Annotated in this window: 17 protein-coding genes; 6 read left to right on the top strand and 11 right to left on the bottom strand. The window is 72.5% G+C overall.

The genetic code is table 11. The features are described 5' to 3' along the window. Positions 1-41 precede the first annotated feature (41 nt). Positions 42-1,682: an ABC-F family ATP-binding cassette domain-containing protein gene (locus tag ACIBTS_RS03130; protein WP_399316140.1), complete on the bottom strand. Its 1,641-nt coding sequence runs from the start codon at positions 1,680-1,682 to the stop codon at positions 42-44. Positions 1,683-1,776: 94 nt separating this feature from the next. On the opposite strand from ACIBTS_RS03130, the gene ACIBTS_RS03135 reads away from it, so the two are divergent. Further along, entirely contained in the window at positions 1,777-2,742 is a 966-nt protein-coding gene (locus ACIBTS_RS03135) for an FAD-dependent oxidoreductase (protein ID WP_399316142.1), read from the top strand. Between the two features lie 13 nt (positions 2,743-2,755). Here ACIBTS_RS03135 and ACIBTS_RS03140 read toward each other — a convergent pair whose 3' ends face one another. Then, positions 2,756-4,705 carry a Xaa-Pro dipeptidyl-peptidase gene (locus ACIBTS_RS03140; RefSeq protein ID WP_399316144.1) on the bottom strand — a complete coding sequence of 650 codons (1,950 nt, stop codon included), beginning with the start codon at positions 4,703-4,705 and terminating at the stop codon, positions 2,756-2,758. Positions 4,706-4,926: 221 nt separating this feature from the next. On the opposite strand from ACIBTS_RS03140, the gene ACIBTS_RS03145 reads away from it, so the two are divergent. Continuing rightward, on the top strand, positions 4,927-6,420 hold the full coding sequence (locus tag ACIBTS_RS03145; RefSeq protein ID WP_399316146.1) for a M1 family metallopeptidase: 1,494 nt from the start codon (positions 4,927-4,929) through the stop codon (positions 6,418-6,420). A 26-nt stretch (positions 6,421-6,446) separates the two neighbouring features. Here the strand turns inward: ACIBTS_RS03145 and ACIBTS_RS03150 are convergent, their stop codons facing one another. Together ACIBTS_RS03150 and ACIBTS_RS03155 are read right to left on the bottom strand one after the other, a co-directional pair. Continuing rightward, positions 6,447-7,367, bottom strand: a complete 921-nt coding sequence (locus ACIBTS_RS03150; RefSeq protein ID WP_399316148.1) for an adenosine kinase — start codon at positions 7,365-7,367, stop codon at positions 6,447-6,449. 5 nt (positions 7,368-7,372) lie between these two features. Then, the gene (locus ACIBTS_RS03155; RefSeq protein ID WP_399316150.1) at positions 7,373-7,852 is read right to left on the bottom strand and encodes a macro domain-containing protein; all 480 of its coding nucleotides are present in this window, start codon (positions 7,850-7,852) and stop codon (positions 7,373-7,375) included. Between the two features lie 153 nt (positions 7,853-8,005). On the opposite strand from ACIBTS_RS03155, the gene ACIBTS_RS03160 reads away from it, so the two are divergent. Then, on the top strand, positions 8,006-8,722 hold the full coding sequence (locus tag ACIBTS_RS03160) for a MerR family transcriptional regulator (RefSeq protein ID WP_399316152.1): 717 nt from the start codon (positions 8,006-8,008) through the stop codon (positions 8,720-8,722). 52 nt (positions 8,723-8,774) lie between these two features. Here the strand turns inward: ACIBTS_RS03160 and ACIBTS_RS03165 are convergent, their stop codons facing one another. Genes ACIBTS_RS03165 through ACIBTS_RS03175 form a run of 3 tightly spaced genes read right to left on the bottom strand, consistent with a single transcriptional unit; the run spans position 8,775 to position 13,470 of the window. Continuing rightward, on the bottom strand, positions 8,775-10,952 hold the full coding sequence (locus ACIBTS_RS03165) for a 3-hydroxyacyl-CoA dehydrogenase NAD-binding domain-containing protein (RefSeq protein WP_399316154.1): 2,178 nt from the start codon (positions 10,950-10,952) through the stop codon (positions 8,775-8,777). Positions 10,953-10,992: 40 nt separating this feature from the next. Further along, entirely contained in the window at positions 10,993-12,207 is a 1,215-nt protein-coding gene (locus ACIBTS_RS03170; protein ID WP_399316156.1) for an acetyl-CoA C-acetyltransferase, read from the bottom strand. A gap of 39 nt (positions 12,208-12,246) precedes the next feature. After that, the gene (locus tag ACIBTS_RS03175; protein ID WP_399316158.1) at positions 12,247-13,470 is read right to left on the bottom strand and encodes a CaiB/BaiF CoA transferase family protein; all 1,224 of its coding nucleotides are present in this window, start codon (positions 13,468-13,470) and stop codon (positions 12,247-12,249) included. A gap of 183 nt (positions 13,471-13,653) precedes the next feature. Between ACIBTS_RS03175 and ACIBTS_RS03180 the strand changes: the two genes are divergently transcribed. After that, positions 13,654-14,826, top strand: a complete 1,173-nt coding sequence (locus tag ACIBTS_RS03180; protein WP_399316160.1) for a saccharopine dehydrogenase family protein — start codon at positions 13,654-13,656, stop codon at positions 14,824-14,826. Between the two features lie 7 nt (positions 14,827-14,833). Here the strand turns inward: ACIBTS_RS03180 and mmpA are convergent, their stop codons facing one another. The 4 genes from mmpA to ACIBTS_RS03200 all read right to left on the bottom strand — a co-directional run bounded on the left by mmpA (position 14,834) and on the right by ACIBTS_RS03200 (position 17,321). Then, complete coding sequence (gene mmpA / locus ACIBTS_RS03185; protein ID WP_099935490.1) at positions 14,834-14,980, bottom strand: morphogenic membrane protein MmpA; 147 nt, start codon at positions 14,978-14,980, stop codon at positions 14,834-14,836. Positions 14,981-15,070: 90 nt separating this feature from the next. Continuing rightward, positions 15,071-15,766: an endonuclease V gene (locus ACIBTS_RS03190; RefSeq protein ID WP_319676751.1), complete on the bottom strand. Its 696-nt coding sequence runs from the start codon at positions 15,764-15,766 to the stop codon at positions 15,071-15,073. Positions 15,767-15,830: 64 nt separating this feature from the next. Next, positions 15,831-16,160: a plasmid stabilization protein gene (locus tag ACIBTS_RS03195; protein WP_079658294.1), complete on the bottom strand. Its 330-nt coding sequence runs from the start codon at positions 16,158-16,160 to the stop codon at positions 15,831-15,833. 51 nt (positions 16,161-16,211) lie between these two features. Further along, the gene (locus ACIBTS_RS03200) at positions 16,212-17,321 is read right to left on the bottom strand and encodes an oxidoreductase (RefSeq protein ID WP_319676750.1); all 1,110 of its coding nucleotides are present in this window, start codon (positions 17,319-17,321) and stop codon (positions 16,212-16,214) included. Between the two features lie 225 nt (positions 17,322-17,546). Here ACIBTS_RS03200 and ACIBTS_RS03205 point away from each other — a divergent pair, with 225 nt between their 5' ends. Further along, positions 17,547-17,963 carry an SsgA family sporulation/cell division regulator gene (locus ACIBTS_RS03205; protein ID WP_319676749.1) on the top strand — a complete coding sequence of 139 codons (417 nt, stop codon included), beginning with the start codon at positions 17,547-17,549 and terminating at the stop codon, positions 17,961-17,963. Between the two features lie 276 nt (positions 17,964-18,239). Continuing rightward, the gene (locus ACIBTS_RS03210) at positions 18,240-19,862 is read left to right on the top strand and encodes an ABC-F family ATP-binding cassette domain-containing protein (RefSeq protein WP_399316164.1); all 1,623 of its coding nucleotides are present in this window, start codon (positions 18,240-18,242) and stop codon (positions 19,860-19,862) included. Positions 19,863-20,509 lie beyond the last annotated feature (647 nt).

The following is a 20,509-nucleotide window of genomic DNA, read 5'->3' on the forward strand; positions in this document are numbered from 1 at the left end:
GGTTGCCGACGGCATGGGAAGCGGGCGGGCTCGGGCAGCGGCTATCGCTCCGTCACCTTGCCGTCCGCCACCTCCAGCCGACGCGTCACATGGACCGCGTCCAGCATGCGCCGGTCGTGGGTGACCAGGAGCAACGTGCCCTCGTAGGCGTCGAGGGCCGACTCCAGCTGCTCGATGGCCGGGAGGTCGAGGTGGTTCGTCGGCTCGTCGAGGACGAGGAGGTTGACGCCCCGGCCCTGGAGCAGCGCGAGGGCGGCGCGGGTGCGCTCCCCGGGTGACAGAGTGCCCGCCGCCCGCATCACGTGGTCCGACTTCAGGCCGAACTTGGCCAGCAGGGTGCGCACCTCGACCGGTTCGGTGTCGGGAACGGCCGCGCGGAACGTGTCGAGCAGCGGCTCGGAGCCGTGGAACAGCTGCCGCGCCTGGTCGACCTCGCCGACCAGGACGCCCGAACCGAGAGCCGCGTGGCCCGCGTCCAGCGGGACGCGGCCGAGGAGCGCGCCCAGCAGCGTCGACTTGCCCGCGCCGTTGGCGCCGGTCACCGCGACCCGGTCGGCCCAGTCGATCTGCAGGGACACCGGCCCGAGGCGGAAGTCGCCGTGCCGCACCTCGGCCTCGCGCAGGGTGGCGACCACCGCGCCGGAGCGCGGTGCGGCCGCGATCTCCATGCGCAGCTCCCACTCCTTGCGCGGCTCCTCGACGACGTCCAGGCGTTCGATCATGCGCTGGGTCTGCCGGGCCTTCGCGGCCTGCTTCTCGCTGGCCTCGCTGCGGAACTTGCGGCCGATCTTGTCGTTGTCGTTGCCCGCCTTGCGGCGCGCGTTCTTCACGCCCTTGTCCATCCAGGAGCGCTGGGTCTGCGCGCGGTCGTGGAGCGCGGCCTTCTTGTCGGCGTACTCCTCGTAGTCCTCGCGGGCGTGCCGGCGGGCCACGTCCCGTTCCTCCAGGTAGGCGTCGTAGCCGCCGCCGTAGAGGTTGATCTGCTGCTGGGCGAGATCGAGTTCGAGGACCTTGGTGACCGTGCGGGTGAGGAACTCGCGGTCGTGGCTGACGACGACGGTTCCGGCACGCAGGCCGGTCACGAAGCGTTCGAGGCGCTCCAGGCCGTCGAGGTCGAGGTCGTTCGTCGGCTCGTCGAGGAGGAAGACGTCGTAGCGCGAGAGGAGGAGGGAGGCGAGGCCCGCGCGGGCGGCCTGCCCGCCGGACAGGGACGTCATCAGCTGGTCGAGGCCGACGCCCAGGCCCAGCGAGTCGGCGACCTCCTCGGCGCGCTCGTCGAGGTCGGCACCGCCCAGGTCGAGCCAGCGCTCCAGGCTCGTGGCATAGGCGTCGTCGGCGCCGGGCGCGCCGTCGACCAGGGCCTGGGTGGCCTCGTCCATCGTGCGCTGTGCCTCGGCGACGCCGGTGCGGCGGGCGAGGAACTCCCGCACGCTCTCACCGGCGCGGCGCTCCGGTTCCTGGGGCAGATGGCCGACGGTCGCGGTCGGCGGGGAGAGCCTGAGCTCGCCCTGGTCGGGCGCGGTGAGCCCGGCGAGCAGCCTCAGCAGGGTGGACTTGCCCGCGCCGTTGGCGCCGACCAGCCCGATCACGTCCCCGGGGGCGACGACGAGGTCGAGCCCGGAGAAGAGGGAGCGGTCGCCGTGCCCGGCGGCGAGGTTCTTGGCGACGAGAGTGGCAGTCATCAGGTCGTAGATCCTAGTGGTCGTCCGCGGACGCCGTCGCACCCCTTCTCCGGCGATCTCGCCGACGGTCGGCACGGTCGGTTACCGTCCGGGCATGGACACTCGGGTGAACGGCGATGCGATCGTGGTCGGCGGCGGGGTCATCGGGCTGTCGACGGCCGTCGTACTCGCCGAGCGCGGGCTGCGGGTGCGGGTCTGGACGCGCGACCCGGTCGAGCGGACCACCTCCGCCGTCGCCGGTGCGCTGTGGTGGCCGTACCACATCGAACCGAAGGTGTCGGCGCGGGCCTGGGCGCTGCGTTCCCTGGAAATCTACGAGAGCCTCGCCGAGCGGCCCGAGGAGACCGGCGTGCGCCTGGTCGACGGCGTGATGGGGGAGCAGGAGCCGGCCCGTGTCGAGGCCTGGGCGGCCGGTCGGCTGACCGGGCTGCGCCGGACCACGGCACGCGAGTACGGGGCCGGGCCGGGCGTGCGGGTGCGACTGCCGCTGATCGACATGTCGATGTATCTGCCGTGGCTGCGGGAGCGGCTGCTGCGGGCGGGCGGCAGGGTCGAGGAGCGCACGGTGACCGACCTGGCGCAGGCCGAGGCGCCCGTCGTGGTCAACTGCGCGGGGCTGGCCGCCCGGGAGCTGGCCGCGGATCCGTCGGTGCGGCCGGTGCGGGGGCAGCTCGTCGTCGTGGAGAACCCCGGCGTCGACACCTGGCTCGTCGCCACGGCCCCGGACGGCTCGCCGACCTACCTCTTCCCGCAGCCCGGGCGGCTGCTGCTGGGCGGCACGGCCGAGGACGACGCGTGGTCGCTGGAGCCGGACCCGAAGGTGGCCGAGGCGATCGTCCGGCGCTGCGCGGCGCTTCGGCCGGAGGTCGCCGGGGCGCGGATCCTCGGGCACCGGGTGGGGCTGCGGCCGGTTCGGGACGCGGTACGGCTGGAGCGGGCGGCGCTGCCGGACGGGCGGCCGGTGGTGCACCACTACGGGCACGGCGGGGCGGGTGTGACCGTGGCGTGGGGATGCGCGCAGGAGGCGGCCGAACTGGTGCTCTCGGCCGCCTCCTCCTGACCGGTCTCCGGGCCTACGGGATCCGCTGGGCGTTGCGCGGGGTCCTTACGCCGTCCAGGACACCGGCGCCGGGCGTGACCGCCGTAGCCGCCGCCGCGGACGTGGCTCGGGCGAAGGCGTCGGCGCCTCCTACGAACGGGACCCGCGCCGAGGTGCGGGACAGGTCCAGGGTGAGGGTCGGGGGGTCGGCGGGCGGGTCGATGAGGTCCCTGTCGGTGCCCGCGACGATCAGCGCCAGTCGGTGACCGGCCGGGACGACATGGTCGGTGGCGGCCAGGTCGAGGGTGATCGTGTAGGCCTTGCCCGGGGTGAGCGGGACGCCCTTGCCAGGGTTCGCGAAGGTGCCGAGGTCGGCCCAGCCGCGGCTGACGACCGTATGGTCGACGTCGGCCGTGTTCGCCCCGGTCTCCTTGAAGCAGGCGCTGTCGCCCGCCGTGCTCACACCCCAGCAGGTGCGGTCGGTGAGGGTGGTGATGCCCTCGCCGCTCGCCGCGTAGTCACGGATCGTGTCGGGGCCGAGGTCGACGAGGACGGCCGTGAGGTGGGCGGTCGCGGTCGTCGGCGTGGCCGTGACGGTGACCTTCGAGGAGCCGGACAGCCGCAGGTCGCGGGTGAGGGGACCGGTGCTGAAGCCGGCCTTGTCGGGGGTCGGGGTGTCGATCCGTGCGGCCCAGTCGGTCTCGCTCAGCTGTGGGTCGTCGGTGAAGGCCGCGGTGCCCGCGCCCTTGCGCAGACCGAGCGTGCCGACGCCGGGCCGGGCCGCGGTGGCCGGGTGCAGGGTCGCGGTCCGGGTGCCGCGCGGCGGCCAGACGACGGAGGTGACCCACTGGTCGGGGTGGCGCTCGATGTCGGCCATGGGCTCACGGTCGACGCCGTTGTCGTAGCCGAGGAGTTCGTGGTCAAACCAGCGGTGAAGGGTGTCCACCCAGGCGGAGCGGCGGAAGTCGAACGGGTCGACATGGCCGGTCTGCGAGAGCCAGATCTTGCGCTCGACGCCGTTCTTCGCGAGGGCGTCCCACCACTGACCGAAGTGCTTGGTGCGGACGTTGAGGTCCTGCATGCCATGGACGAGGAAGACGCTCGCCTTCACCTTGCGCGCGTCCTTGACGTAGTCGCGTTCGGTCCACAGCGGCGTCCAGTCGCCGGTGCGCGGAGCCCCGTCGACGATCTTCTTCTGGACCGCGGCGCACTTGGCCCGGGCGTCGGGGCTGTCGACGTAGTTCGAGAGCCAGTCGGGGCCCGAGTCGTAGAGCGGGGCGCCCTGGGCGAAGTAGTAGTCGTACCAGGAGGATATGGCGCTGATCGGGACGATGGTCTTGAGGCCTCGCACGCCGGTGGCGGCGACGCCGTTGGCTATGGTGCCGTCCCAGCTCTTGCCGATCATGCCGGTTCTGCCGTTGGTCCAGCCCGCCTTGGCGGTCGTGGCGCCGGTGCGGGTGGTGTAGGCCTTGGCCCGCCCGTTCAGCCAGTCGACGACGGCCTTCGCGGACTGGATGTCGGAGCGCCCGCCGACATCCACGCAGCCGTCGGAGCGGTTGGTGCCGGCGAGGTCGACGCCGACGAACGCGTAGCCGCGCGGCACGAAGTAGTTGTCGTAGAACAGCGGCATCTGGACGACGTTGCCGGCCGTGTCGTACGTCTTGAGCTGGCTCTCGTTGCCGCGGCCGCAGCAGGAGTAGTAGGGGCTGGCGTCCATGATGACCGGCACCTTGCGCCCCTGTGCGGCGAGTTCGCGGGGGCGGACGATGTCGACGGCGACGCGGTCCGTCCTTCCGTCGCCGTCGCCGTCGAGTCCGGTGTCGACCCAGACGGCCTCGCGGATGGCGTGCTCGTAGGAGTAGACGGGCCTGCTCGCGCGCGGATCGCCCTGGGCGGTGGCCGGGGTGAGGAAGGCGGCCACCAGAAGGGTGATGGCGGCAGTGACGAGCGGTCTCCAGATCGTGAAGCGCATGCGTGTCGACATGCGCCGGACGGTACCCCGGTCAACTCCTGTGCAGAAGAGGGCAGATGGGAGAGGGACAGGCCCCGACGGTGGGTCACCGATGGCCGAAACACGCCGGTGCAGGCGGGCGCTGATGACGGCCGAATGGCGATCGTGTGACAGGGGTGGCGGTGGACACCTTCTGGGCACAGGGACTGAATAGGCTGCGAACAGCCTTCGTACCCCCACGACTTGGAGCTTTCGTGCACCGCAGACTCATCGCGCCGGGCGCACTCGCTGCCGCGTCCGTACTGCTGGCGATCCCGGCGTCCGCCGCGGGTTACTCCCCCGGCCCGTCGGGCATCGGCGACCCGTACTACCCGGCCTACGGCAACGGCGGATACGACGTCTCGCACTACGACCTGCGGCTGACGTACCAGCCGGCGACGGACGAGCTGCAGGGCACGGCGACGATCCTCGCAAAGACCACGCAGGACCTTTCGAGCTTCGACCTGGACTTCCTGCTGGACGTCCAGGAGGTCCGGGTCAACGGCGCCGCGGCCGCCTTCGCCACCTCCGGCGAGCACGAGTTGGTGGTCACGCCGAAGCAGCCGCTGGCCAAGGGCACGTCGGCCACGGTCGTCGTCCGCTACCGCGGGGTGCCGTCGACGAAGAGCGCGTACGGCTTCTCCACCTGGCACCGCACGCCCGACGGCGCGGTCGCGGCGGACGAGCCCGAGTCGGCGTGGTGGTGGTTCCCGAGCAACGACCATCCGCTCGACAAGGCGACCTACGACGTGTCGGTGGCCGTGCCGGACGGCACCCAGGCCATCTCCAACGGCACGCTCCAGTCGACTACTTCACGCCTCGGCTGGACCCGCTACAACTGGCGCCAGAACAAGCCGCAGGCGACCTATCTGGCCACGCTGGCGCTGGGGAGGTTCGACGTCACGACGAGCACGTCCGAGGGCGGCGTGCCGGTGATCAACGCCTACAGCAAGAACCTCGGGGACAACGACGGGGCGGCACGGGCGAGCGTGGAGCGCACCGGCGAGATCGTCGACTGGCTGAGCGGCTACTTCGGGCCGTACCCGTTCAGCACGGCCGGCGGGTACGTCCCCAACACCACCACCTCGTTCGCGCTGGAGACGCAGAGCCGCGTCTACTACAGCCCCAAGCAGTTCGCGAACGGCTCCAACACCTCCGTGGTGGTGCACGAGTTGGCGCACCAGTGGTACGGGGACTCGGTGTCCCTCAAGGGCTGGAAGGACATCTGGCTCAACGAGGGCTTCGCCCGGTACGCGCAGTGGCTGTGGTCCGAGCACGAGGGCGAGGGCACGGCGCAGGATCTCGCGGACTACGTGTACGCCTCGCACCCGGCCGACGACGCGTTCTGGACGGTGAAGCCCGGCGACCCGGGCGCGGCGAACCAGTTCGACATCGCCGTCTACGACCGGGGCGCGGTGGCCGTGCAGGCGCTGCGCAACGAGGTCGGCGACGACGCGTTCTTCGCGATCCTGAAGGGCTGGCCGCAGAAGTACGCGTACGGCAACGCGACGATCGCCGACTTCCAGGCGTACGCCGAGCAGGTCTCCGGCAAGCGGCTGGGCGCGCTGCTGGACACCTGGCTCCTGCAGCCGACGAAGCCGGCGGCGCCCGCGGCGCGGACCGCCTCGATCGCGAAGTCGTCGGCCACGCCCGTGCGGCCGAAGTCCTGGAAGAAGATCGCGGCGACGAACTCCGTGCACGAGAACTGAGCGCGCGGCGCGCCCACCGGCCCGCGCTACCGGGGCACCGCCGCCAGGAGCTCGTCACGCGAGACGGCGGCACTTCCGGTGGCCGGGACGGTGCACGCGTACGCGCCGGCCGTCACACCGAACCGGGCGCATCTCAGGGGCGGTTCGCCGCTGATGCGGCCATAGAGGAACGCGGACGCGAAGGCGTCTCCCGCGCCGTTGGAGTCGACCACCGGCGCGGGAGGGACGACGGCCGGTATATGGGTCAGCTCGCCCTCGGACAGCAGGTGCGCGCCCTCGGCGCCGGCGGTGACGACCACCGTCTCGGCACGGCCCCGCGCGGCGATCCGTCGCATCGTGGCAGCGGGGTCGGTGAGCGCGGCGGCCGAGAGGAAGACGATGTCCGCGGCGAAGGCGAAGGCCTCGTGGTACGGGTTCTCGCCGTCCCAGTTGTGCAGGTCGGTGGAGATGCGGGCGCCCGCCGCGCGCAGGAGCGGCAGCGCGTCGGCGCAGCCGGAGGTGATCGCCACATGCACGTACCGGCTCGCCGTGGCCAGCGCCCGCAGGGTGTCCTGCGGGAAGCGGTCCTCCGGTCGCCCGCGGCTGGTGTCGTACAGCGACAGCCGCCGCCCGTCCGGGCTCACCAGGTTGACCGCGCGCTTGGTGCCGGCCGGCTGCGGGACCGCGGTCAGGGCGATGCCGTGCTTGTCGTGCAGGGCGCGGACCAGGTCGCCCTCCGGATCGTCGCCCAGGAAGTCGAGGTGGTGGGTGCGCAGGCCGAGGGCGGCGAGGCCCAGCGCGACGAAGTCGCCGGTCTGTCCGGCGCGGGTGCGGATCCCGCTGTCGATCATGTAGCTGTCGGCGTACGGGAGCGGCAGCTCCGGTACGTGGACGATGGTGTCCACCCCTGCCCCGCCCAGGACCAGGACGTCGATGTCCCTGTCCTCGCCCTCCTTGTCGGCGCCCATCCGCACTACCCCTCCCCGTGGTCGTACACCGTCACCGCGACGCCCCGCTGCACCAGCCGCCCGGAGACGAGCGGTTCGACCCGGGACCACTTCCCCCCGGCCAACCCGCAGCCTATGCGGGGCATGTGCACCGACGCGTCGAGTTCTGTCGCGCGGCCGGCCAGGCGGGCCAGGGCGGTGTCGATGGCGTCGTAGCGCACCGGGACGCCCTTGCTGCCCGTGCGCACGCCGCGCTGGCCGATCATGTTGGCGACCCATATGTACGGCTCGACCTGGACGAGTTGGAGCGCGCCCAGGCCGAAGTCGTTGGCGGCGCGCTGGCGGTGCCAGGCGCGGTAGGCCGCCTCCGGCTCCGGCCAGCGGCGTGACAGCGCCAGTACGAAGCCCTTCCCCCATCCCCCGATGTCGTTGCAGACATGGGCGATCACCTTGACGCCCTTCACCGACGGGGCGGTGGCGTCGCCGCGGACATATGTGATCTCCATGACGCCACCGTAGATGGTGCCACTGACAGTGGGCCGGGCCCGCTCCTTAGTGGTTCGGGTGAGCTGGGACAGCTCCTGGTCCGGTGCCTGGGACAGCCCTGCTGCGGAGCGCGCGGGTTTCACAGCACCGGTGGCACAGCGATACTGCTGCACATGACGATCGAGACCGAGGAGCCGGACCTCACGGTCGACGAACTGGCCGCCCGGGCGGGGATCACGGTGCGGACGGTGCGCTTCTACAGCGCCAAGGGGCTCCTGCCCCCGCCCGTCATCGGTCCGCGTCGGGTGGGCCACTACGGCCCCGGGCATCTCGCGCGTCTCGCGCTGATCGAGGAGCTGCAACAGCAGGGCCTGACGCTGGCGGCGATCGAGCGCTACCTGGACCGGCTGCCGCCCGGTCTCGACGCCCACGACCTCGCCGTGCACCGGGCCGTGGTCGCCTCCTGGGCGCCGGACGCCGTGGAGACGGTGAGCCGGGAGGAGCTCGCGCGAAAGGCTGGGCGGACGCTCGGCGAGGAGGACGTGGAGCGGCTCGTCGCGATGGGCGTCGTACGGGGTGAGCAGGACGCGTACGGGGTCGACCTCGGGCTGTTGAGGCTGGGCGTCCGCCTGCTCGACGTACCGCTGTCGCAGGAGGCGATCCTCGCGGCCAGGAGCGTCCTGCTCGATCATGCGCGCGCCGCCGCCCACGAGCTGTCGCGGCTGCTGCGTGAGGAGGTGCCGGAGCGTGACGCGCAGGCGGTGCGGTCGCTGTCGGCGCACATGCAGCCCCTGGTGGTCCAGGCCCTGCTGACGGCCTTCCAGCGGTCGCTCACCTCGGAGCTGCGGGAGTGGCTCGGGGAGCCGCCGCCCGCGGACGGCTCCCCTTGATGAGCCTCGATGAGCCCTGGTGAGCCCTGGTGAGCCCTGACGGGCCGGTGGCTCAGCGTGCGTCGGTGAAGGTCTCCCCCCGTTCCGCCTTCGCCACCAGCAGCGCGGGCGGCGCGAAGCGGTCGCCGTAGCGTTCGGCGAGCTCACGCGCGCGTGCCACGAACCCGGGCAGCCCGCCCTGGTAGCCGTTGATGTACTGGAGCACTCCGCCGGTCCAGCCGGGGAAGCCGATGCCGAAGAGGGAGCCGATGTTGGCGTCCGCGACGGACGTCAGCACGCCCTCTTCGAGGAGCTTGACCGTGTCGAGGGCCTCGGAGAAGAGCATGCGCTCCTGCATGTCCTCGAACGGGATCTCGCCGCCCGCGCGCGTGAAGTGCTCGCGCAGCCCCGGCCAGAGGGCGCCGCGCCTGCCGTCCTCCCCGTACTCGTAGAAGCCCGCTCCCCCGCTGCGGCCGGTGCGGCCGAACTCGTCGACCATGCGGTCGATGACGGTCTCGGCGGGGTGCCCGGGCCACGTGCCGCCCGCCTCCAGAACGGCCCGCTTCGACTCGGCCCGGATCTTCTGCGGCAGGGTGAGCGTCAGGTCGTCCATCAGGGCGAGCACCTTGCCCGGGTAGCCCGCCTGGGCCGCGGCCTGTTCGACGGAGGCGGGCTCGATGCCCTCGCCGACCATGGCGACGCCCTCGTTGATGAAGTGGCCGATCACCCGTGAGGTGAAGAAGCCGCGTGAGTCGTTGACGACGATCGGCGTCTTCCTGATCTGCCGGACCAGGTCGAAGGCGCGCGCGAGCGCCTCGTCGCCGGTGCGCTCGCCCTTGATGATCTCGACGAGGGGCATCTTGTCGACGGGCGAGAAGAAGTGCAGGCCGATGAAGTCGCCCTGCCGCTCGACGCCTTCGGCGAGGACGGTGATGGGGAGGGTGGAGGTGTTGGAGCACAGCAGGGCGTCGGGGGCGACGATCTGCTCGATCTCCTGGAACACCTTGTGCTTCAACGCGGTGTCCTCGAACACGGCCTCGATGACCGCGTCGCAGCCGGCCAGGTCGGCCGGGTCCGCGGTGGGAGTGATGCGGGCGAGCAGCGCGTCCGCCTGCTCCCGCGTGCTGCGGCCCCGGGAGACGGCCTTGGCGCACAGCTTCTCGGAGTAGCCCTTGCCGCGGGCGGCGGCATCGGCGGAGACGTCCTTCAGGACGACGTCGATGCCCGCGCGGGCGCACGAGTAGGCGATGCCGGCGCCCATCATCCCGGCGCCCAGGACGGCCACCCTGCGGACGGGGCGGGGCTCGATGCCCTGGGGGCGGCTGACGCCGGAGTTGACGGCCTGGAGGTCGAAGAAGAACGCCTGGATCATGTTCTTCGACGTCTGTCCGGCGGCCAGTTCGACGAAGTAGCGGGCCTCGATGACCTGCGCGGTCTCGAAGTCGACCTGGGCGCCCTCGACGGCCGCGGCGAGGATGTTGCGCGGGGCCGGGTAGGGAGCGCCATTGGTCTCCTTGCGCAGGGAGGCCGGGAAGGCGGGCAGGTTGGCGGCGAACCGGGGGTTGGCGGGAGTGCCGCCGGGGATGCGATAGCCGGGCCTGTCCCAGGGCTGCTGCGACTCGGGGTTGGCGTCGACGAAGGCGCGGGCCTTGGCGAGGAGCTCGTCGGGGGTGGTGGCGACCTCGTGGATCAGGCCGTGCTCCAGGGCGCGCCGCGGGCTGTACTGGGTGCCCTTGAGGAGGACCTTGAGGAGGGCGTCGGCGATGCCCAGGAGGCGGACGGTGCGCACGACGCCGCCGCCTCCGGGGAGCAGGCCGAGGGTCACCTCGGGGCAGCCGATCTTCGAGCCGGGGGCGTCGAGGGCGACACGGTGGTGGCAGGCGAGCGCGAGCTCGTACCCGCCGCCGAGGGCCGCGCCGTTGAGGGCGGCGACGACCGGCTTGCCGAGGGTCTCGATGCGGCGGAGGTTGCGCTTGATCTCCAGTCCGCCGTCGAAGAGCTCCTGGGCGGTCTCGGGCGTCACGCGGATCAGGTCGCGCAGGTCGCCGCCGGCGAAGAAGGTTTTCTTGGCGGAGGTGAAGATGATGCCGCGGATGGAGTCCTGCTCGGCCTCCAGGCGGTCGGTGACGACCGCGAGCGACTCGCGGAACGCCTGGTTCATGGTGTTCGCGGACTGGTCGGGGTCGTCCAGGACGAGGGTGACGAGGCCGGTGCGGTCCTGTTCCCAGCGGATGACGGTGCTCTGTGTCATGACGGGGTCTCCGTAGAAGTCTCTGGCTGCGCTGGGGTGGTCAGACGCGCTCGACGACGGTGGCGATGCCCATGCCGCCGCCCACGCACAGGGTGGCGAGGCCGTAACGCTTGTCCTGGCGCTCCAGTTCGTCGACGAGCGAGCCGAGGATCATCGCGCCGGTGGCGCCGAGCGGGTGGCCGAGCGCGATCGCGCCGCCGTTGACGTTGATCTTGTCCAGGGACAGGCCCATGTCCCGCGCGAAACGCAGGACGACCGCCGCGAACGCCTCGTTGATCTCGACGAGGTCGATGTCATCGATGGTCAGGCCGGCCTTCGCGAGGGCCTTGCGGGTGGCGGGCGCGGGCCCGGTGAGCATGATGGTCGGCTCGGAGCCGGAGACGGCGGCGGAGACGATCCGCGCGCGCGGGGTGAGCCCGTGGCGCTCGCCGACCTCCTTCGAGCCGATCGCGACCAGGGAGGCGCCGTCGACGATGCCGGAGGAGTTGCCCGCGTGGTGGACGTGGTCGATCTTCTCCACCCAGTGGTACCTCTGCAGGGCCACGGCGTCGAAGCCGCCCAGCTCGCCGATATCGGCGAAGGACGGCTTCAGCCGGGCGAGGGAGTCGGCGGTGGTGCCGGGGCGCGGGTGCTCGTCGTGGTCGAGCACGACGAGGCCGGCGCGGTCCTTCACCGGGACGACGGACCGGTCGAAGCGGCCCTCCTTCCAGGCCGTCGCCGCCCGCTCCTGGGAGAGCGCCGCGTACTCGTCGACGTCGCGCCGTGAGAAGCCCTCGATCGTGGCGATCAGGTCGGCGCCGATGCCCTGCGGCACGAAGTTGACGGCCAGGTTGGTCATCGGGTCGTTGAACCAGGCACCGCCGTCCGAGGCCATCGGCACCCGGGACATCGACTCCACGCCGCCCGCGAGGACCAGGTCCTCCCAGCCGGAACGGACCTTCATGGCTGCCAGGTTGACGGCCTCCAGACCCGAGGCACAGAAGCGGTTCTCCTGCACGCCCGCCACCGTGTCCGGCAGGCCGGCCGCGAGCGCGGCGATGCGGGCGATGTCGGAGCCCTGGTCGCCGACGGGGCCCACGACGCCGAGCACGATGTCGTCGATCGCGGCCGGGTCGAGGCCGGGGAAACGGCCGCGGAGTTCGTGGATGAGACCGACGACGAGGTCGATGGGCTTCGTTCCGTGCAGGGCGCCGTCCGCCTTGCCGCGTCCGCGCGGGGTGCGGATCGCGTCGTACACGTACGCTTCGGTGCTCACTGGCAGGCCTTTCGGGAGGGTGGGCCGAGCAGGGCGGGGTCAGTCGCCCTGGTGCGGGAAGTCCTTCGCAGGGGTCTTGGCGAGGGTCTCTTCAGTGCTCACGGGGGTTACAGGGGTCACGGAGGTCTTCTCAAGGTCCGTCACGAGCCCCGGTATGTCCCAGTCACGGGCGACCGCGGGCGTGTCGGCGCCCGGTTGCGCGGGTCCGTTCCGGACGGCGGTGGGCGTCGCGGAGAAGCGGGGTGCGGGGGCCGGCTGGGTGATGCCGCCGTGGTCGGTGAAGGTGCCGCGGGCCGCGAGGTGCGGGTGGTGCGGGGCCTCACGCAGCGACAGCACGGGCGCCACGCACGCGTCGGAGCCCTCGAAGAGAGCCGTCCACTCCTCCCGGGTGCGGGTCCTGAAGCGGGTGGCGACGGCCTCGCGCAGCTCTCCCCAGCGGGTCCAGTCCTTGCGGGCCTCGCGGAAGTCCCCGAGGCCCAGGAGGTCCACGAACTCGTCGTAGAACTGCGGTTCCAGGGCGCCGACGGCCATGTACCCGCCGTCGGCGGTCTCGTAGGTGCCGTAGTACGGGCAACCGCCGTCGAGGAGGTTGGCGGCGCGCCGGTCCTGCCAGCCGCCGGCGGCGAGCATGCCGTGGATCATCGCCGACAGGTGGGCGGCGCCGTCGACGATGGCCGCGTCGACGACCTGGCCGGTGCCGTGCGTGTGCGCGTGGTGCAGCGCGGCGAGGATGCCCACTACGAGGTAGAGGGAGCCGCCTGCGAAGTCGCCGAGCAGGTTGGCGGGGGGCGGCGGCGGCCGGTCGGGGGCGCCGATCATGCCGAGGGCGCCGGTGAGGGCCAGATAGGTGACGTCGTGGCCCGCGCGGTGGGCGAGGGGACCTTCCTGGCCCCAGCCGGTCATCCGGCCGTAGACCAGCCGGGGGTTGCGGGCGTGGCAGTCCTCGGGTCCGACGCCCAGCCGCTCGGCCACGCCGGGCCGGTTGCCCTCGATGAGCACGTCGGCGCGGGCGGCGAGGTCGAGCACACGCGCGGGGCCGTCGGGCGCCTTGAGGTCGACGACGATCGAGCGCTTGTTGCGGTTGGTGACGTCGTGGGCGGGGTCGATGGCGAGAGACATCCCGCCGGGGCGGTCCACGCGCACGACGTCGGCGCCGAGGTCGGCCAGGAGCATGCCCGCGAAGGGGCCGGGGCCGATCGAGGCGAGTTCCACCACGCGCACCCCGGCCAGCGGGCCGTGGCCGTCCGTCCGTCCCGTCGTCATCCAGCCCCCTTGCTGTGACACAACCGATGTAACACCAGCGATGTTAAGAACACGTTCCAGTGGACACAAGAGGAGAGTGAGCAAGCGCTTAGCCTGTTTGGGGACACCTGCCGTCGGCCTCAGTACCCCTCACGCTAGCCTCGGCCACCGACAGCGGCGCGGGCTGCACGGCAAAGGGGTGTCATGAGCAGGCTGAAAAGGTCGGATCGTCCATACGACATCGTGCTCTTCGGGGCCACGGGCTTCGCGGGAACGCTCACCGCGGAGTACCTCGCCGCCCACGCGCCCGCGGGACTGCGCTGGGCGATCACCGGCCGCGACGCGGAGAAACTGGAGCGGCTGCGCGAACGGCTCGGCGTGGACGTCGGGGTGCTGCGGGCCGACGTCTCGGACCCGGCGTCGCTGCGCGCCCTCGCGGAGCACGCGCGCGTGGTGGCCACGACCGTCGGCCCCTATGTGACGCACGGCGAGGAACTCGTCGCCGCCTGCGCGGACACCGGCGCCGACTATCTCGACCTCAGCGGGGAGCCGGAGTTCGTCGACCTGATGTATGTCCGGCACGACGCACGCGCCCGGGAGACGGGCGCGCGCCTGATCCACGCGTGCGGCTTCGACTCCGTCCCGCACGACCTGGGCGTGTACTTCACCGTCCGGCAGCTCCCGGAGGGCGTGCCGCTGACCGTGGACGGCTTCGTGACAGCCGACGCCACCTTCTCGGGCGGCACCTTCGCCTCCGCGCTGGGCCAGTTCGCACGCGGCCGGCAGATGGTGGCCGCCGCGCGGGAGCGGGGGCGGCACGAACCACGGCTGCTGGGCCGCCGGGTCGCCGCACCGGTGGGCGTGCCCCGGTTCGCCCCGGAGGCCGGCGCCTGGGCGCTGCCGCTGCCGACCGTCGACCCGCAGATCGTGCTCCGGTCGGCGCGGGCGCTGCCGCGCTACGGACCCGACTTCCGCTACCGGCACTACGCGGCCGTACGACGGCTGCCGGTCGCCGTGGGAGCGGTGGCGGCGGTCGGGACGCTCGTCGCGGCGGCCCAACTGCCGCCCGCCCGGCGCTGGCTGTCGGACCGGCTGAAGCCCGGGGAGGGGCCGAGCGCGCAGAAGCGGGCGAAGAGCTGGTTCTCCGTGCGGTTCGTCGGCGAGGGCGGCGGCCGACGGGTGTGCACCGAGGTCGCGGGCGGCGACCCCGGCTACGACGAGACGGCGAAGATGCTCGCCGAGGCGGCGCTGTCCCTGGCCTGCGACGACCTCCCGCCGACGGCGGGGCAGGTCACGACGGCGGTGGCGATGGGCGACGCGCTGACCGAGCGGCTGACCCGGGCGGGCATCCGGTTCCGGGTGGCGGCGCGGATCTGAACGCGCCCTACAGGGGCCACTGCACCAGCGTGTAGATCATCCCGACGATCCAGCCCAGCCCGGCCAGGACGGCGAGGATCAGCGCGGCGTTCACGGCACGCTCGACAGGACGGCCGGGGTCGGCGAGGGGCTTGGGAGCACGGTGCGTCGTCATGCGGGCCAGCCTGCCGAGCGCGGGGCGGGGCGCACATCCGTACAGGTACTCAGACGACGTACTCGCGACGTACTCAGGAGATGAGGTGGGTCAGGCGCTGGTCGTCGCCTCCTGGAGCGCCCGCCGGCACAGGGAGTCCGCCCGGCGGGTCGTCTCCGGGAGGCGGAACTCCGGGGTGAGGGCGAGCGTGTGCGCGCACGCGACGTCCAGGGTGACGCGGTGGCCGACGGAGACGAAGACCGGCTTCACGCCCGCCCGGGTGCGCAGCGCCCGCCCCACTTCGTCGTCTCCCGCCAGCAGCGGGGACGCCGCACCGCGAGGGGCTCCCGGGTCGTCGTAGGTGAAGGTGAACGGGTTCTTGGCGACGCCGATCGTGGGCAGGCCGGTGAGGACCCCGAGGTGGCTGGCGAGGCCGAAGCGGCGCGGGTGGGCCAGGCCGTAGCCGTCGCAGACGACCAGCCCCGGCGGGCGGGGCAGGGCGTCGAGGGCGGCGAGCACGGTGGGGATCTCGCGGAAGGCGAGCAGTCCGGGCACGTACGGGAAGGAGATCCGCCCGACGGCGGTGGCCTCGGCGACGACTTCGAGGCTCGCCGCGTCGAGGACGACGGCCGCCGCCGCGACGACGTCCCGCTCGTCGTCGTAGGCCACGTCGACCCCCGTGACGTACCCCGTCCCGGGCGGCGGGCCCGGCTCGTCGAGCACCACCCGCGCGCGCAGTTCGTCCTGGACGGCGCGGGCCTCTTCCTCGGTCGCGGGCCAGCCCGCGGGAATGTCTACGGTCGTCATGGTGAGGACGAGCGTACGGCTCCCGGGGTCCGGCCCGCGATCATGTTCCGAAGCGGCTGCCGACTCAGCTCTTGCCGCCGAGCGCGCGCTGCAACTGACTCTTGTTCATGTCCGAGCGGCCCTTGACTCCGCGCCGCTTGGCCTCCTCGTAGAGCTGGTCGTAGGTGGGCCCCTGGGAGCCCTTCCCGGACCTCTGGCCGCCGCGCCTGCCGGATGACATGTCCTGCGTGGAGGTGCGGCTGGCGGTCTTCGACTCGCCGGACCGGGCGCGCTCCTTGTTGACCGTCCGGGCGGCGATCTCCTCCGCACGGCCGGTGCTCTCGCCCCGGTCCTGCGCGCTCTTCTTGATGTGCTCGTACTGGCGCTCCCGCTTGGGGCTGGAACCGCGTGGCATGGGCGCTCACTCCTTTCGTGTTCGCGCCCACCGGGTACCCCGAAAGGCCGCTCAGCCCTCCAGACGGGCCACGCGCCCCTGTTCGCCGGCGGCCCAGCAGCCGAGGTCGGGGGTGCAGTCCACGGTGTCGTACGAGCCCGTGTCTAGGGTGCGCCAGGTGCGGCCAGCGTCGGTGGTCAGGTCGGTGCCGGTGGGGCCGACCGCGAGGGCGGCGGTGCGGCTGTGCGGGAGCCAGGCGACGCCCGAGCGGTAGGCGGGCGGGGGTGTGGCGGCGGGCCGCCAGGTGCGTCCGGCGTCGCCGGTCGTGGCGGCGGCGAGCGGGGAGGGCTGGTCCGCGCGGTAGTCGCCGCCGACGGCGAGGCCGTGGGTGCGGTCGCGGAAGGCGAGGGCGAAGACCCCTCGCGCGGGATCCCCCGCGGGGACGGGGGTGTCGGTGGCCGTCCAGGTCCTCCCCCGGTCGGACGAGTGCAGCACCCGCGCGCGTGCGGCCCCGCCGGTCGCCAGCCAGACGTCGTGGGGCCCGGAGGCGACCAGGCACTGGCCACTCGCGGCGAAGCCCGCCTCGCCGTCCTGGGCGGCCGGCATGCCCTCGTTCGGCAGCACCTTCCAGGAGCGGCCGCCGTCGCCGGTCGACAGGATGCGGAACTTTCCGTCGACCGGGTCGCTCATGGCGAGGCCGTGGCGGCGGTCGAAGAAGGTCATGCAGTCGTAGAACGCGTGGGCGTCGGTGTTGCGGAAGGACTCCGTCCAGGTCGTTCCGCCGTCCTCGGTGCGGTAGACGCGTGAGGCCTCGCCCTCGCCGATGGCGAGCACCACGGCGCGGCGCGCGTCGAACGCCTCGATGTCCCGGAACTGCAGGTCGGCCGCGCCGGGCGGCGAGACGTCGCGCCAGCTCTCGCCGCCGTCGGTGGTGCGCAGGACGGTGCCCTGGGTGCCGGCGACCCACGCGGTGCGGCGGTCGACCGCCGCGAGGCCACGGAACCGTACGGCGGTGGCGCCGGTGTCCTTGAGGTCCCAGCGCGGCGCCGCCGGGCCCGGTGTGTGCGCCTGGGCGGGCAGTGCGGTCAGGACGGCGAGCGCCGCCCCGCAGACCGCCGCGGCCGCGCGGCCGCCCCTGCGTGCTGTCCGTACCGTGCGTCGCGTGTTCCCCAAGCGCCTCATGGCGGGCGAAGCTAGCCCACGGCTTTCGGTGCCGTCCAGATGCCCGCGATCACCTCAAGCGCCTTGTGCGGCACGGGAGGAGAGGTGAGTCACTCCCGTGCATGAAATGCGGTGACCGAGGTCACTCGAAATCGGTGTGCACGGATCGGCCGGTTCCGGCGTCTCTTCCAGTGTCCGGACGCACCGCCCGGAAGTTCGTCCCCGCCGTCACGAGGGAGCAAGGCGATGTCCACCGTCATCGAGCAGCCCGTAGAGGCCCGTCTGGTCGCCGCCGCGCCCCGGATGCCGAGCATCCCCGCCACGCTGCGCTACGACCGGCACGACCCCTTCGCCGTGCGCATGACCTTCCCCGCCCCGGCCACCCTGGAGGGCGTCGAGGTCTGCTGGACGTTCGCCCGCGACCTGCTCGCCGCCGGCCTGCGCGAGGCCGAGGGCCACGGCGACGTCCGGGTCCGCCCCTACGGATACGACCGTACGGTGCTGGAGTTCCACGCGCCCGAGGGCACCGCCGTCGTGCACGTCCACTCGGCGGAGATCCGCCGCTTCCTACAGGCCACGAGCGAACTGGTGCCCGCCGGCACGGAGTACCGGCAGCTCGACCTCGACCACGACCTGGCGGAACTGATGCGGGACGCCTGCTGAGGCGGTTTTAATCCTTTGACACTCCTCCCGGGCCCTCCTACGGTGTTCAACGGTTCTGTTGCCGCCGATTGGAGAAGGACGTTGCTCGTCTGAGGTCTTGAGACACCGCGCCACACGTCTTGCGTGTGGATGCCGCGTGCGACCTCGGCCTGCGAGCCGTCCCTGCGGAACGGGACCTTCTCCCTGCCTCCGCGCTCCCCGCTGCTGCGGTGGTCGCCGCCTTCCGGTGTCCCGACACGCGTTGCCCTGACCGCACACGCAACCGCGAGGCCCGCTTTGACTCATTCCATCACCTGTTCCTCCCTCGCCTTCTCCTGGGCGGACGGCACCCCCGTCTTCGAGGGACTCGACGTCGCCTTCGGCCCCGGCCGGACCGGACTGGTCGGCGTCAACGGCTCCGGCAAGTCGACTTTGCTGAAGCTGATCGCCGGAGAACTCGCCCCCGCCGACGGCACCGTGCGCCTCACCGGCGAGGTCGGCCACCTCCCGCAGAACGTCGCCCTGGACACGGCGCTCAAGGTCGACGAAGCGCTCGGCATCGCCGCACAGCGGGCCGCCCTGCACGCCATTGAGGCCGGCGACGTGTCCGAGGCCCACTTCGAGACCGTCGGCGACGACTGGGACGTCGAGGAGCGCGCCCTGGCCACCCTCGGCGAGCTCGGGCTCGGCCATGTCGACCTGAACCGCACCATCGGCGAGGTGTCGGGCGGCGAGTCCGTCCTGCTGCGGCTGGCCGCCCTGCTGCTGCGCCGCCCCGACGTCCTGCTGCTGGACGAGCCGACCAACAACCTCGACCTGTACGCGCGGCGCCGTCTGTACGCGGCCGTCGCGTCCTGGCCGGGCGTACTGGTCGTGGTCAGCCACGACCGGGAGTTGCTGGACCTCGTCGACCAGATCGCCGACCTGCGGTCCGGGGAGGTCACCTGGTACGGCGGCAACTTCTCCGCCTACGAGGAGGCCCTGGCCACCGAGCAGGAGGCCGCCGAGCGGATGGTGCGCGTCGCGGAGGCCGACCTGAAGAAACAGAAACGCGAACTGGTCGACGCCCAGGTGAAGTTGGCCCGCCGCAAGCGGTACGGACAGAAGATGTTCGACCAGAAACGCGAACCGAAGATCGTCATGGGGGCACGCAAGCGCGCGGCGCAGGAGTCCGCGGGCAAGCACCGGATCATGCACGAGGAGAGGCTCGCCGAGGCCAGGGAGCGGCTCGACGACGCGGTGGAGGCCGTCCGGGACGACGACGAGATCCGCGTCGACCTGCCGTACACGGCCGTCCCGCCCGGCCGGGACGTCCTCACGCTCATGGACCTGCGGCTCGCCTACGGCGCGCGCGTTGCGGGCGGGTTCGACCTGCGCGGCCCCGAGCGGGTGGCGCTGGTCGGGCGCAACGGCGCGGGCAAGACGACGCTGCTGCGCACGATCGCCGGGGAACTGGCGCCCCAGGCGGGCGAGGCGCACGCGCACGTGCCGCTGCGTTTTCTACCGCAGCGCCTGGACGTCCTCGACGGCGAGCTCACGGTCGCCGAGAACGTGGCCCGGTTCGCGCCGGGCGCCACCAACAACCGGGTCCGGGCCCGGCTGGCCCGCTTCCTGTTCCGGGGCGCCCGCGCCGACCAGAAGGCGGCCACGCTGTCCGGCGGGGAGCGTTTCCGGGCGACTCTGGCGGCCCTGATGCTGGCCGAACCGGCGCCGCAGCTGCTGATGCTGGACGAGCCGACCAACAACCTCGACATGGCCAGCGTCCGCCAGCTCACCACGGCCCTGGAGTCCTACGAGGGCGCCCTGATCGTGGCCTCCCACGATCTGCCGTTCCTGGAGTCCATCGGCATCACCCGCTGGCTGCTCCTGGACGGAGAACTACGAGAAACAACAGCACAAGAACTGGCAAACCCAACGTAGACCCCGGATCCCGGCACGGGGGGAGCAGGACTGGTCCGCGCCCGGGCCGCGGCCCAGAACTGGGTGAGTGCGCGACGGGCTCGGCCAGAGTCTGGGGCCGAGGTCCGGCGCGGGTCTGGGGCCGGGGCCTGGGCCGCCGCTCGACCCAGGTCTAGGACCGGGGCGCGGCCCGGCACTCGGCCCAGGACCGGGGCGGGGCCCGGCATTCGGCCCAGGCCTGGAGACACGGCACGGCCAGCCCCTCGGAAGATCCGTGCCCGGCTTTCGGAGCGGGGCGCAGCCCAGGAATTGGACCGGACGCAGAGCAGGACGCAGCCTCCCTCCCGGGCCGGGCCGGGGGGCGGCCCGGGACTCTGACCGGGGCGCGGCCAGGTCTGGAGACAGGGCGCGACCCGGCACTCGGAACAGATCCGTGCCCGGCTTTCGGAGCGGGGCGCAGCCCAGGACTCGGACCGGGCGGAGCAAGACTCAGCCACTCCTCTCGGTCCGGGCCGGGCGGGGCACGGCCCGACACTCGGAACAGATCCGCGCCCGACTCACGGAACGGGGCACAGCCCAGGACTCGGACCGGGCGGAGCAAGACTCAGCCACTCCTCTCGGTCCGGGCCGGGCGGGGCACGGCCCGACACTCGGAACAGATCCGCGCC

Origin of the sequence: Streptomyces sp. NPDC050121, assembly GCF_044460385.1 — a bacterium.
In the GTDB taxonomy this organism is placed as follows: domain Bacteria; phylum Actinomycetota; class Actinomycetes; order Streptomycetales; family Streptomycetaceae; genus Streptomyces; species Streptomyces soliscabiei.